This is a genomic window from Streptomyces sp. NPDC026301, from assembly GCF_055567935.1.
The window spans coordinates 82,974-95,626 of record NZ_JBVHPN010000007.1 but is presented as its reverse complement, the minus strand read 5'-3'; the positions used below and the strand labels follow the sequence as shown (position 1 = coordinate 95,626).

The 12,653-nt window shown below is 71.9% G+C and carries 12 protein-coding genes; 6 read left to right on the top strand and 6 right to left on the bottom strand.

Annotated elements, in window-relative coordinates; all coding sequences use genetic code 11:
- Positions 1-6 precede the first annotated feature (6 nt).
- From ACZ4MH_RS13885 to ACZ4MH_RS13865, 5 genes are all read right to left on the bottom strand, one after another.
- Complete coding sequence (locus ACZ4MH_RS13885) at positions 7-1,179, bottom strand: thiolase family protein (RefSeq protein ID WP_351585851.1); 1,173 nt, start codon at positions 1,177-1,179, stop codon at positions 7-9.
- Between the two features lie 69 nt (positions 1,180-1,248).
- Complete coding sequence (locus ACZ4MH_RS13880) at positions 1,249-2,406, bottom strand: acyl-CoA dehydrogenase family protein (RefSeq protein ID WP_351585849.1); 1,158 nt, start codon at positions 2,404-2,406, stop codon at positions 1,249-1,251.
- Between the two features lie 94 nt (positions 2,407-2,500).
- On the bottom strand, positions 2,501-4,129 hold the full coding sequence (locus tag ACZ4MH_RS13875; protein WP_351585847.1) for a long-chain-fatty-acid--CoA ligase: 1,629 nt from the start codon (positions 4,127-4,129) through the stop codon (positions 2,501-2,503).
- A gap of 66 nt (positions 4,130-4,195) precedes the next feature.
- The gene (locus ACZ4MH_RS13870; RefSeq protein ID WP_467754509.1) at positions 4,196-5,017 is read right to left on the bottom strand and encodes an acyl-CoA thioesterase; all 822 of its coding nucleotides are present in this window, start codon (positions 5,015-5,017) and stop codon (positions 4,196-4,198) included.
- Positions 5,018-5,084: 67 nt separating this feature from the next.
- Complete coding sequence (locus ACZ4MH_RS13865; protein WP_351585842.1) at positions 5,085-6,143, bottom strand: MBL fold metallo-hydrolase; 1,059 nt, start codon at positions 6,141-6,143, stop codon at positions 5,085-5,087.
- 195 nt (positions 6,144-6,338) lie between these two features.
- On the opposite strand from ACZ4MH_RS13865, the gene ACZ4MH_RS13860 reads away from it, so the two are divergent.
- The 6 genes from ACZ4MH_RS13860 (at position 6,339) to ACZ4MH_RS13835 (ending at position 11,895) form a co-directional block, all read left to right on the top strand.
- Complete coding sequence (locus ACZ4MH_RS13860) at positions 6,339-7,100, top strand: 3-hydroxyacyl-CoA dehydrogenase (RefSeq protein ID WP_351585840.1); 762 nt, start codon at positions 6,339-6,341, stop codon at positions 7,098-7,100.
- Between the two features lie 75 nt (positions 7,101-7,175).
- Entirely contained in the window at positions 7,176-7,940 is a 765-nt protein-coding gene (locus ACZ4MH_RS13855; RefSeq protein WP_351585838.1) for a crotonase/enoyl-CoA hydratase family protein, read from the top strand.
- Entirely contained in the window at positions 7,940-9,121 is a 1,182-nt protein-coding gene (locus ACZ4MH_RS13850; protein WP_351585836.1) for a CaiB/BaiF CoA transferase family protein, read from the top strand. The genes ACZ4MH_RS13855 and ACZ4MH_RS13850 overlap by 1 nt, the downstream gene beginning before the upstream one ends.
- 5 nt (positions 9,122-9,126) lie before the next feature.
- A complete protein-coding gene (locus tag ACZ4MH_RS13845) occupies positions 9,127-10,164 on the top strand; it encodes an LLM class F420-dependent oxidoreductase (RefSeq protein WP_351586186.1) in 1,038 nt (345 codons plus the stop codon).
- 61 nt (positions 10,165-10,225) lie between these two features.
- Positions 10,226-11,014, top strand: coding sequence for an enoyl-CoA hydratase/isomerase family protein (locus tag ACZ4MH_RS13840; RefSeq protein WP_351585834.1), 789 nt, complete (start codon positions 10,226-10,228; stop codon positions 11,012-11,014).
- Complete coding sequence (locus tag ACZ4MH_RS13835; protein ID WP_351585831.1) at positions 11,011-11,895, top strand: crotonase/enoyl-CoA hydratase family protein; 885 nt, start codon at positions 11,011-11,013, stop codon at positions 11,893-11,895. Before ACZ4MH_RS13840 ends, ACZ4MH_RS13835 begins: the two co-directional genes overlap by 4 nt.
- A gap of 7 nt (positions 11,896-11,902) precedes the next feature.
- On the opposite strand, the gene ACZ4MH_RS13830 is transcribed toward ACZ4MH_RS13835, so the two are convergent.
- Complete coding sequence (locus ACZ4MH_RS13830) at positions 11,903-12,508, bottom strand: TetR/AcrR family transcriptional regulator (protein ID WP_351585829.1); 606 nt, start codon at positions 12,506-12,508, stop codon at positions 11,903-11,905.
- Positions 12,509-12,653 lie beyond the last annotated feature (145 nt).

Here is a 12,653-nt window from a genome sequence, read left to right as displayed (position 1 = left end):
GTACTTTCAGAGCAGCTCCAGGATCGTCGCGTTGGCCATGCCGCCGCCCTCGCACATGGACTGGAGGCCGTAGCGGATGCCGTTGTCCTTCATGTGGTGGACGAGGGTGGTCATCAGGCGGGCGCCGGAGCCGCCGAGGGGGTGGCCGAGGGCCATGGCGCCGCCGTTGGGGTTCAGCCGGTCGTAGTCCGCGCCGGTCCGGCGCTGCCAGCCCAGGGATACGGAGGCGAACGCCTCGTTGATCTCGTAGGTCCCGATGTCGGCCAGGGTGAGGCCGGACCGGTCGAGTACCTTGTGGGTGGCCGGGATCGGGCCCTTGAGCATGGTGATCGGGTCGGCGCCGACGACGGTACCGGTGTGGAAGCGGGCGATCGGCGTCCAGCCGTTGCGGTCGGCGACCTGGCGGGTCGTCACCAGCAGGGCCGCTGCGCCGTCGGAGATCTGCGAGGCGTTGCCCGCGGAGATGACACCGTTCTCCTTGAACGGGGTCTGCAGGCCGGCCAGCTTCTCCAGCGTGCCGCCGCGGCGCACGCCCTCGTCGGTGTCGAAGACCCGCTCGTTGCCGTCCGCGTCGGTGACGGTGACGGGGGCGATCTGGCCCTTGAAGCGGCCCTCGTCGATGGCGCGGGCCGCCTTCGCGTGCGAGTCCAGGGCGTGCTGGTCCAGCTCAGCGCGGCTGAGGCCGAACTCCTCGGCGATCATTTCGGCGCCGACGCCCTGGTTGAAGCGGTAGTGGTCGTAGCGCTCGGCGACCAGCGGGCCGTACGCCTCACCGTACTGGCCGCCGGAGCGGCTGGCCCCCATCGGCACCCGGGACATCGACTCGACGCCGCCCGCGATGGCGATGTCGTACTGACCTGCGATGACGCCCGCGGCGGCCTGGTGCACGGCCTGCTGCGAGGAGCCGCACTGGCGGTCGATGGTCAGGCCCGGGACGTGCTCGGGCCAGCCGGCGGCGAGTACGGAGTAGCGGCCGATGCAGCCGGCCTGTTCGCCGACCTGGGAGACACAGCCCCAGATCACGTCGTCGACGGTGGCCGGGTCCAGGCCGTTGCGCTCGGCCAGCGCCTTGAGGACGTGCGCCGACAGGTCGGTGGGGTGGATGCCGGACAGCGCGCCGCCCGGCTTGCCCTTGCCGACGGGGGTGCGTACGGCGTCGACGATGACTGCGTCACGCATGAAGGTGCTCCTCTGGTCCGTCTCGGTGCGTCTCGGTGTATCTCGGTGCGTCTGCGGGGAAGGGTGGTGTCACAGGCCGAGCGACTTGGCGATGATGGTCTTCATGACCTCGTTGGTGCCGCCGAAGATGCGCGAGACACGGGTGTCGGCGTACAGGCGGGCGATCGGGTACTCGGTGATGTAGCCGTAACCGCCGTGCAGCTGGAGGCACTTGTCGATGACCCGGCCCGCCGCCTCGGTGCAGTACAGCTTCGCCTTGGCGGCATCGGCGACGCTCAGCTCCCCGGCGTCGTGCAGCTCCAGGGCCCGGTCGGCGAACAGCTGCGCCGCCTCGACCTCGGTCGCGCACTCCGCCAGTACGAACTTGGTGTTCTGGAAGTGCGCGACGGGCTTGCCGAAGACCGTGCGGTCCTTGACGTACCCGGTCGCGAAGCGCAGCGCGGCGGCAGCGGCGGCGGCAGCGCCCAGCGCGATGAACAGCCGCTCCTGCGGGAGGTTGTGGGAGAGGTAGGAGAAGCCCTTGCCCTCCTCGCCGAGCAGGTTCGCCACCGGCACCTTGACGTCGGTGAAGGAGAGTTCGGCGGTGTCGGACGCCTTCAGCCCGATCTTCTGCAGCTTGCGGCCGACCGCGAAGCCCTCGGCGGCGGTCTCCACGCACAGGATGGACAGGCCCGCACGGCGGTCCTCGGGGTCGTACGGGGTGGTGCGCGCCACGACCAGGACGAGGTCGGCCAGCGCTCCGCCGGTGATGAAGGTCTTGGCGCCGTTCAGGACGTAGTGCCGGCCGTCCGCGGACAGCTGTGCCTTGGTCTGGATGTTCGCCAGGTCCGAGCCGGTGCCGGGCTCGGTCATGGCGATCGCCGTCATGATGTCGCCGCTCGCGAAGCCGGGCAGCCAGCGCTGCTTCTGCTCCTCGGTGGCGTACTTCATCAGGTACGGCAGGATCAGGTTGGCGTGGACCGAGTAGTTGCCGAAGGAGACGCCGGCGCGGGCCGTTTCCTCCATGGTGACCGCGGCGAACTTGAAGCTGCTCTCGCCGGCGCCGCCGTACTCCTCCGGCACCTGGATGCCGAGTACGCCCAGCTCACCGAGCTTGCGGTAGAAGTCCCGCGGCGGGTGGCCCTGCTCCTCCCACTCGTGGTGGACGGGCGCGACCTCTTTCTCGATGAAGTCCCGCAGCGTCTGACGGTAAGCCTCGTGGTCCTCGTTGAACACCGAAAGGCGCACAGCAACCCCTTTGCATGGCAACGTTGTGCACGGCCATTACGTTCTCGAACGATCGTTAAGTTATACCTGTGCTGCACACCTGTCCAGGGTCGGGTCACTCACCAAGTGACTGCGCACGCCCGGGAGTTGACGGCCCAGCTGCTTCCTCGGTGCCGTACTGCTCGCGCAGCCGGAATTTCTGTATCTTCCCGCTCGCGTTGCGTGGCATCGCGGCCACGAAGACCACCGACGTCGGCTTCTTGTACGAGGCGAGTCTGCCGCGGCAGTGGTCGATGAGCTCCTGCTCGGCCGGCGGGTTCGCGGGGTCGGCCGGGACGACCACCGCGCGCGGCGTCTGCACCCACTTCGGGTGGTCGACGCCGATCACCGCGACCTCGGCGACGCCGGGGTGCGCGTCGATGACGGCCTCGACCTCGGCGCAGTAGATGTTCTCCCCGCCGGAGATGATCATGTCCTTCTTGCGGTCGACGACGTAGATGAAGCCGTCCTCGTCCATCCGGCACAGATCACCGGAGTGGAACCAGCCGCCCGCGAACGCGGCCGCGGTCTCCGCCGGCTTGTTCCAGTACCCGAGCATCGTCGTCGGCCCGCGGTAGACGATCTCGCCGATGTCCCCGACCGGGACGTCCCGCATCTCCTCGTCGACGATCCGCGCCTCTATGCCCGGCAGCGGCGTTCCGACCGACCCCGTCTTCCGCACCGCGTCCTCGGCCCGCAGCACCGTGGTGGTCGGGCTCATCTCGGTCTGCCCGAACGCACTGTATGCGGGGACCTCCGGGAAACACTCCCGCAGCGACTCCAGTACGGACGGCGGCGCGGCCGACGCACCCCAGATCAGCGTGCGCAGCGCCAGCTCGCGGTCCTTGATCCCGGGTACCGCGCAGACCGCCTGCCACTGGCTCGGCACGAGGAAGCAGTGGGTGATCCGCTCCTTCTCCAGCACGTCGACGAGGGCCGCCGGATCGAACGCCGACGATGCGTCGATCACCACCCGGCCGCCGTCGAGCAGCCCGCGCAGGGTCACGCCCAGCCCGGCGATGTGGAACATCGGCACCCCGAGCAACGTGCTGTCGGGCTCGCGCCGGACGCCGCCGGTCGCGGAGAGCACCGTGAAGGCGGCCATGACCAGGTTGAAGTGGGTGAGCACCGCGCCCTTGGGGCGGCCGGTGGTGCCGGAGGTGTACATGAGGAACGCCGGGTCGTTCTCCGGTACGTCGACACCGGGGTCCTGCGGCGCGGCGGCGGCGAGTACGGCCTCGTACGGCTCGGCGTCCGGACCGTACGCGGCCGGGTCACCGGCGACGAGCACGGCGCGCGGCCCCGCCGCGTCCCGGGCCGCCTCCGCGCAGGTGGCGGCCGTCCGCTCGTCGGCCAGCAGCGCGGTGGCACCGCAGTCGGCGAGGATGTACGCGATCTCGGCGGCGACCAGCCGGAAGTTGACCGGTACCGCGATCGCTCCGAGCCGGGCCGCGGCCAGGTAACTCTCGGCGACCTCGATGCGGTTGTACATGGCGACCGCGACCCGGCTGCCGCGCTCGATACCGCGGGCGCTCAGCGCGTTCGCCAGCCGGCTGACCCGCTCGTCCAGCTCCGCGAAGGTGACCGCGCGCGTCCCGTGCTGGAACGCGACGCGGTCGGGGAACTTGCGTGCGCAGCGGGCGAGTTGTGCCCCGTACGACATCCGGCGGGCGGCGGACACGGCGTCGTTGTCGTGTGCCTGCATGCGGCTCTCCCTCTCCCTCTCCGTCTGTGTCACCGGCTCCGGTTCCGACTCCGGGCCCGTCTCCGGCTAGCTGCGGCGCTGCCGGTACAGCTGTTCTTGAGTGAGGCTCGCCCGCAGGACGCCGTCGGCGCTGCTGACCGTGCCGGTGTACCAGCCGCGCCCGCCGCCCGTCGTATGCGGTACGAGGTCGAGCAGCACCCAGTCGTCGAGCCGGACCGGGCGGTGGAACCACACCGCGTGGTCCAGGCTGCTCATCGGGGTCCAGCTCGCGTCCCGCAGCGGTGCGAGGCCGCTGAGGACGTCGGAGAGGTAGGCCAGCGCGGCGGTGTGCAGCAGCGGGTCGTCCCCGAGGTCAGCGGTGCAGCGCGCCCAGAACCGGGTCGGCCAGGACGCCTCGGGGTAGGGCTGCCGCGGCTGGCGGGCCTCGAAGGAGGCCAGCCGCGGCATCGTCCCGGTCGGCAGCGTGTCCGGTGGGGGCGCGTCCGGTACCGGCGACGCCTGGAGGTCCCTGCCGTCCTCGGCGACGTGGAACGACGCGGACATGCTGAAGATGACCTCGCCGTCCTGCAGGGCGACCACCCGGCGCGCGGAGTACGAGCGGCCGTCCCGGTCCCGTTCGACGCGGAACACGGTCGGGCGGCCGGAGTCCCCGGCGCGCAGGAAGTAGCCGTGCATCGAGTGGGGCGCGCGGTCCGGGTCGACGGTCCGCCCCGCCGCCATCAGCGCCTGCGCGGCGACCTGCCCGCCGAAGAGCGCGAACGGCTCGTCGAAGACGACGTTTCCGCGGTACAGATCGCGGTCCACCGCCTCCAGGTCAAGCAGCTCCAACAGTGAAACCCCTGCGGGCGCCGGCGGCGGCAGCGGCTGGGGGAATCTGGCCTTGATCACGCTCAGCGCCTCTCAGCTAAACGGTCGTTCGACAGAGCTGCACTCTTCCCAACGGACGGCGGCGGTGTCAACGAGTCGGGTGCCAACGGGCCGGGCCGCCTCCGCCGGGCGTGCTGCCGACCTCGGTGACCTCGTCCCTGGCCGCCAGCAGCTTCAGATGGGCCAGCGTCTCCCCCAGCGCGAACCGTCGCTGCTGCGCGCCGAAGGCGGCCCACGGGCGCGACCACTTCAGCCGGGCCGCCAGCTCCCACGCGGTGGCGCCGGGCGCAGCCCGTACCGCGGCGAGCGTTTCCGCCAGCCGCTCGGTGTGGTGCCGCGCCATCTGGACCAGCCGCTCGTCCAGCCGGCGGAAGCGGTACTCGTGCGCCGGGAGCACCTCCTCCACGTCGAACCGCTCCAGCCGCTCCAGCGAGAGCAGGAAGTCGGCCAGCGGGTCGCCGGGGGTCTGGGCGTACACGCCGACCGCCGGGGTGATCCGGGGCAGCACGTGATCGCCGGAGAACAGCAGCCGCCGCTCGGGCTCGTAGAAGCAGGAGTGGCCGGGGCTGTGCCCCGGTGTCCACACCACCCGCAGGTCCAGGCCGGGCAGCTTGATCCGCTCCCCGTCCTGCAGCAGGACGTCCGGGCGGGCGGCCCGGAACAGCAGGTCGCTGTTCATGCCGTCCACCGTGGCGGCGGCCTCGGTGCCGGGCACCCCGTGCGTGATCAGGTGGCGCAGTTGGCCGCTGTGCCACTTCTCCCGGGTGTCGGTGTCCGCGCCCAGGAGGGTGGCGTCCAGGGCGTGCAGGGCGACATACGCCCCCGACGCCTCGCGCACCCGGCCGGCCAGGCCGAGGTGGTCGGGGTGGCTGTGGGTGACGAGGACGGCCTTGACGTTCTCGACGGCGGTCCCGATCCCGGCCAGGCCGTCGTTGAGGGCCTGCCAGGAGACCTCGGCGTCCCATCCGGCGTCGATGAGCACGATGCCGTCGCCGGCTTCGAGCGCGTACACCAGGACGTAGCGCAGCGGGTTGTCGGGGATGGGTACGGGAAGGGACCACAGTCCGTCGCGTACGCGCTCGACCGGCGGCAGGACGCGGTCCTGCCACGCCTGCCACTGCACGGTGCCGCTGATCTCAAGTGCCACGGCTGTCCTTTCCGTTGACACCGCCATGGGGCTGTGGTTGCCTGTGGGCGGCAGTTGCCGAACGCTCGTTAAGTTAGCAGACCAGGTGCGGCGCCGGCAGCCCTTCCGCCGGGAGCGCGGTGCGCTCGTCGCGGGGGCTCCCACCCGGCCGCCCTCCGGTGGCGGCCCGCCACAGGGAAGAAAGTGGGGAGTTTCATGCGCACCGACGGTGTTTCCGCCCTTGTCACCGGTGGGGCCTCCGGCCTCGGCCTGGCCACCGCCAAGAAACTGCTGGCCTCGGGCGCCCATGTGGTGCTGCTCGACCTACCGACCTCCGACGGCGAGGCGGTGGCCAAGGAACTGGGCGAGCGGGCGGCGTTCGTCGCCGGCGACGTCAGCCACGAGGCGGATGTGACGCGTGCCGTGGAAGCCGCGGCGAGGCCGGCGCCACTGCGGGTGGCCGTCAACTGCGCCGGTATCGGCGGCGCGGGCCGTACGGTCGGCAGGGAAGGCCCGTACGACCTGGAGCGGTTCACCAAGGTGGTCACGGTCAACCTGATCGGCACCTTCAATGTGATCCGGCTGGCCGCGGCGGAGATGGTCGGCAACGAGCCCCTGGACGGCGACCGGGGCGTCATCGTCAACACCGCGTCGGTGGCGGCGTTCGACGGCCAGATCGGCCAGGCCGCGTACTCCGCCTCCAAGGGCGGTGTCGTCGGCATGACCCTGCCGATCGCCCGCGACCTGGCGAACCGTCAGGTGCGCGTGACGACGATCGCGCCGGGCCTGTTCGACACCCCGCTGCTGGGCCGCGCCTCGCAGGAGGTGCGCGACTCGCTGGGCCAGCAGGTGCCGCACCCGTCGCGCCTCGGCACCCCGGACGAGTACGCCTCGCTGGTCGCGCACATCGTCGACAATCCGATGCTCAACGGCGAGGTCATCCGCCTCGACGGCGCCATCCGGATGGCGCCCAAGTAAGTACCTCCCGAGGGGCCCAAGGAAAGCGCACCCGCACCGGCCCTTCCCGGCCGCCGACCCCCTACGGAGCCACCGATGACCGATGCGGTCAGCACCACATTCTCCGACGGCATCGCCGTGATCACGATCAACCGCCCCGAGGCCCGCAACGCCGTCAACCTGAGCGTCGCCGAGGGCGTCGCCGCCGCGCTCGACGAGCTGGACGCCCGCGACGACCTGACCGTCGGCGTCCTCACCGGCTCCGGCGGCACCTTCTGCTCCGGGATGGACCTCAAGGCGTTCCTCAAGGGCGAGCGCCCCAGCATCGAGGGGCGCGGTTTCGCGGGCCTCACCGACGCACCTCCCCGCAAGCCCCTGATCGCGGCGGTCGAGGGGTACGCGCTGGCCGGCGGCTGTGAACTCGCCCTCGCCTGCGACCTGATCGTGGCCGCCGACGACGCGCAGTTCGGCCTCCCCGAGGTCAAGCGCGGGCTGGTCGCCGCCGCCGGCGGACTGCTGCGGCTGCCGCAGCGCCTGCCGTACCAGATCGCCATGGAACTGGCCCTGACCGGCGCCTTCCTGGACGCCCGCCGCGCCCACGGCTACGGCCTGGTCAACCGGCTCACCGAGCCCGGCGGCGCGCTGGACGGCGCCCGCGAGCTCGCCGCCGCCATCGCGGCCAACGGCCCGCTCGCCGTCCGGGTCAGCAAGGAGGTCGTCGTGGGCTCCACCGTCTGGCCGGCCGCCGAGGCCAAGGAGCGCCAGAAGGCCCTGGTGGAGCCGGTCTTCGTCTCCGAGGACGCCAAGGAGGGCCCGCGCGCCTTCGCCGAGAAGCGCGCCCCGCGCTGGACCGGCCGCTGATGAACGCGGCACAGGACGCGCAGGATCCGTCCGGCGCACAGGACGCGTCCGGCGGGCCGCTCGCCGGCGTACGGATCATCGAACTCGGCGGTATCGGCCCGGGCCCGTTCGCGGGGATGGTGCTCGCCGGTCTCGGCGCCGAGGTGATACGGATCGAGCGGCCCGGCGCACGCGCCAGCGCCGCCGACACGATCCTGCTGCGCGGCCGGCGGTCGGTGACGGTCGACCTCAAGGACCCCGAGGGCGCCGCCGCCGTACTGCGCCTGACCGACTCCGCCGACGCCCTGATCGAAGGGTTCCGGCCGGGTGTCGCCGAGCGGCTGGGCCTGGGCCCGGAGGACTGTCTGGCCCGTAACCCGCGCCTGGTGTACGGGCGGATGACCGGCTGGGGCCAGGACGGGCCGCTCTCCCGGGCCCCCGGCCACGACATCAACTACATCGGGCTCACCGGTGTGCTGCACGCGATCGGCCCGGCCGGCGGCGACCCCGTTCCCCCGCTCAACCTGATCGGCGACTTCGGCGGCGGCGGAATGCTGCTGGCGCTCGGCGTGGTCAGCGCGCTGCTGCACGCCCGCGCCACCGGCGGCGGCCAGGTGGTGGACGCGGCCATGACCGACGGCAGCGCCCTGCTGCTCGCCATGACCCACGGGTTCCTCGCCCACGGAATGTGGCGGGACGAACGCGGCGTCAACCTCTTCAGCGGCTGCGCGCCCTTCTACACCACCTACCGCTGCGCGGACGGCAATCACGTCGCGGTCGGCGCGATCGAGCCGCGGTTCTACGCCGACCTGGTGCGCGGACTGGGCCTGGCCGACGACCCCGAGTGCGGTACTCAGGGCGCGCAGGAGAGCTGGCCCGTCGTACGGCAGCGGTTCGCCGGGATCTTCGCGACCCGCACCCGGGACGAGTGGGCCGAGCACTTCGCCGGTACCCACGCCTGTGTCACGCCCGTCCTCTCCCTGACCGAGGCCGCTGCCCACCCGCACAACGCCGCCCGCTCCACCTTCCTCGACGGCGACGGCCCGCTGCGCCCCGCCCCGGCCCCCCGGTTCTCCGCCACCCCGGCCACCGCCCCGGGGCCCGCCCCGAAAGCGGGCGAGGACGCCCGGGCCGTACTGGCCCAGGCGGGCTTCTCCACCGCCGAGATCGACAACCTGACTGCACGAGGAGTCATCGGATGACCGGGATGAGAATCGGCATGATGCTGAGCTACAGCGGCGGTTTCAAGGAGACCGTCGAGGTGCTCGGCGACTACGAGAAGGCCGGGCTGGACATCGTCTTCGTGCCGGAGGCGTACTCCTACGACGCGATCAGCCAGCTGGGCTTCATCGCCGCGCGCACCGAGCGCCTGGAGATCGCCTCCGGCATCCTCCAGATCTACACCCGGACGCCCAGCCTGACCGCGATGACGGCGGCCGGCCTGGACTATGTCTCCGACGGCCGGTTCACGCTCGGGATCGGCGCCTCGGGGCCGCAGGTGATCGAGGGGTTCCACGGTCTGCCGTACGACGCTCCGCTGGCGCGTACCCGGGAGATCGTCGAGATCTGCCGGCAGGTGTGGCGCCGCGAGAAGGTCGTCCACGATGGCCGGCACTACCAGATCCCGCTCCCGGCCGAGCGGGGCACGGGGCTGGGCAAGCCGCTCAAGCTGATCAACCACCCGGTACGTGACCGCGTCCCCGTCATCCTCGCCGCGATCGGGCCGAAGAACGTGGCGCTGACCGCCGAGATCGCCGAGGGCTGGCTGCCCATCTTCTTCCACCCGGAGAAGGCGGGCGAGGTCTGGGGGCCGTCGCTGGCCGAGGGCGCGGCCCGGCGCGACCCGGCGCTCGGACCGCTGGACATCGTGGCGCAGGCACCGCTGGCCATCGGCGAGGACGTCGACGAACTGGTCGACCTGGCCCGGCCGCAACTCGCGCTGTACATCGGCGGCATGGGCGCGCGCGGCCGCAACTTCTACAACAACCTCGCGCGCCGTTACGGCTACGAGGCCGAGGCGGCCAAGATCCAGGATCTCTATCTGGCCGGCCGCAAGGAAGAGGCGGCGGCCGCGGTGCCCGCCGATCTGCTGCGGGACATCTCGCTGATCGGCCCCGCCTCCTACGTCGCCGAACGCCTCGACGCCTATCGGGCCGCCGGGGTCACCACCCTCAAGGTCAACCCCGTATCGCCCGATCCCGCCCGGCGCCTGGCCGACCTGGAGAAGCTCAAGACCATGGTGTAGCGCCGGCGAGCCCGCGATCCCGTGAGGTTCTCCTTCCGTGAGAAAGGATGGGTCCGACGTCATGACCGACGATCCTGTTCTGCTGACCGACCGCGCCGGTGGCGTCCTGACGCTGACCCTGAACCGCCCGAGCCGCAAGAACGCCATCAACGACGAGCTGTGGGGCGCGCTGGGCGAGGCGCTGACCGCGGCGGGCAACGACCCGGAAGTGCGGGTGGTCGTCCTGGCCGGGGCCGGCGGGGCGTTCTGCGCCGGGGCCGACCTCTCCGGCCGGCGCGCCGAGGCCCATCCGCTGTCCCGGATGCACCGGATCAACGAGATCGCGCTGCGGCTGCACGAGCTGCCCGTACCGACCGTGGCCAAGGTCGACGGCGTAGCGGTCGGAGCGGGCTGGAATCTCGCCCTGGGCTGCGACTTCGTCGTCGCCACCCCGCAGTCCCGGTTCTCGCAGATCTTCGCGCGCCGCGGCCTGTCGCTGGACTTCGGCGGCTCGTGGCTGCTGCCCAAGCTGGTGGGGCTGCAGCAGGCCAAGCGGCTGGCGCTGCTGGCCGAGATGATCGAGGCGGACGAGGCGCACCGGCTGGGCCTGGTGACCTGGCTGGTCGAGCCGGATGAGCTGGACAAGTTCGTCACCGGCCTCGGCGAGCGGCTGGCCGCCGGGCCGCCGGTGGCGCTGGCGCAGAACAAGGCGCTGCTCAACGAGGGGGCCGACCGGACGATGCGGGACGCGCTGGCGAGCGAGGCGCGCGCCCAGACGGTCAACTTCGCGACCGAGGACGCGCCGGCGGCCTTCGCGGCCTTCAACGAGAAGCGGGAACCGGAATTCACGGGAAAGTGGGCCGTCAAGTGACCGACTACACGCAGATCGCCTACGAGGTCGCCGACGGCGTCGCCACGATCACCCTCGACCGCCCCGAACGGCTCAACGCCTTCACCACCACGATGGCCGCCGAGCTGATCGCCGCGCTGGACGCCACCGACGCCGACGACACCGTACGGGCCGTGGTGCTCACCGGCGCCGGGCGGGGCTTCTGCGCCGGTGCGGACCTCCAGGGCGGGGCCGCGACCTTCGACCACAGCGACCCGCAACGGGCCGCCGAGCGTGCCGACTTCGGCACCGTCGGCGGGGCGCCGCGCGACGGCGGCGGCTGCGTGTCGCTGCGGATCGCGGCCTCCCGCAAGCCGGTGATCGTGGCCTTCAACGGGCCCGCGGTCGGGGTCGGCGCCACCATGACGCTCCCGGCGGACATCCGGATCGCCTCGGACACGGCGCGGTTCGGGTTCGTCTTCGCCCGCCGCGGGATCGTGCCGGAGGCCGCGTCCAGCTGGTTCCTGCCCCGGATCGTCGGGATCTCGCAGGCGATGGAGTGGGTGGCGACCGGGCGGGTCTTCGACGCGTCGGAGGCGCTGGCGGGCGGGCTCGTCTCGCGGGTCGTACCGGCTGCCGAGCTGCTGCCGACCGCGTACGGGATCGCCGCCGAGATCGCGGAGAACACCTCCGCCGTGTCGGTCGCGCTGTCCCGGCAGCTGTTGTGGTCGATGCTCGGCGCCGCGTCGCCGTGGGAGGCGCACCGGCTGGACTCGCGGGCGATGACCCGGCTCGGCCAGGGCCCGGACGCGGCCGAGGGCGTCACCTCGTTCCTGGAGAAGCGACCGCCGAAGTTCCCCGCGCGGATCGCCGACCACCTCGATGTCGTACCGGCGTGGCCGAGCCGCCCCGAGGGGATGTAGCGGACAGTCAGGCGGAGTGGCGCGGGCGTCGGCCCGCCGGGCGGTACTCCACGAGTACGAGCGCCAGCTCCACGTAACGCTCGGCCAGCTCGTCCACGCTCAGCTCGCCGCCCTCGCGATACCACTGGGCGATGGCGTTGCACATCGCGATCACCCCGCGCCGCGCGTCCTCGGGGTGCGGGGTGCGGAAGACGCCCTGCTCCACCCCGTCCTCGACGATCTGCTGGAACATCCGGGAGCCGTCGAACTGGCGGCGCTGGAAGTCCTCCAACTGCGCCTCGGACATGCTGCGCCACTCGGTGAGCGTCAGGCTGCTCTCCAGCCGGTACTCCGCGCGGTACCGCACGGTGGCCCGCACCAGCGCCGCCAGCCGCTCCCCCGGGTCGTCGCCGGCGGCTTCCAGCTCCTTGCGGCAGGATTCGAAGTACGCCTGGCCGCTGTCGTTCACCAGCGCGTGCAGCAGCTCCTGCTTGCCGGTGTAGTAGTGGTACATCGCCGACAGGCTCACGCCGGCCCGCCGGGCGATGTCCCGGATCGACGCGGCGGCGTACCCGCGCTCCGCGAACTCGTGCCGGGCGGCCTCCAGAATGGCCTGCTGGCCTGCACCTCGCACGGTGCCCTCCTCACGCCTGAACGAACGTCGGTCAGTGTACGCGTCCACGCCGCGCCGGAGGTCTGCGCGCCGCGGGGCTTGCCACCCTCCCCGACGCCCGGCATCCTCATGACCTGAACGATCGTTCATTCACCGGGAGACACCA

Coding starts and splice junctions, on each gene's coding strand:
- ACZ4MH_RS13885 (WP_351585851.1), bottom strand. CDS start 1,179: ATGCGTGACGCAGTCATCGTCGACGCCGTACGCACCCCCGTCGGCAAG.
- ACZ4MH_RS13875 (WP_351585847.1), bottom strand. CDS start 4,129: ATGCAGGCACACGACAACGACGCCGTGTCCGCCGCCCGCCGGATGTCG.
- ACZ4MH_RS13860 (WP_351585840.1), top strand. CDS start 6,339: ATGCGCACCGACGGTGTTTCCGCCCTTGTCACCGGTGGGGCCTCCGGC.
- ACZ4MH_RS13855 (WP_351585838.1), top strand. CDS start 7,176: ATGACCGATGCGGTCAGCACCACATTCTCCGACGGCATCGCCGTGATC.
- ACZ4MH_RS13850 (WP_351585836.1), top strand. CDS start 7,940: ATGAACGCGGCACAGGACGCGCAGGATCCGTCCGGCGCACAGGACGCG.
- ACZ4MH_RS13845 (WP_351586186.1), top strand. CDS start 9,127: ATGAGAATCGGCATGATGCTGAGCTACAGCGGCGGTTTCAAGGAGACC.
- ACZ4MH_RS13840 (WP_351585834.1), top strand. CDS start 10,226: ATGACCGACGATCCTGTTCTGCTGACCGACCGCGCCGGTGGCGTCCTG.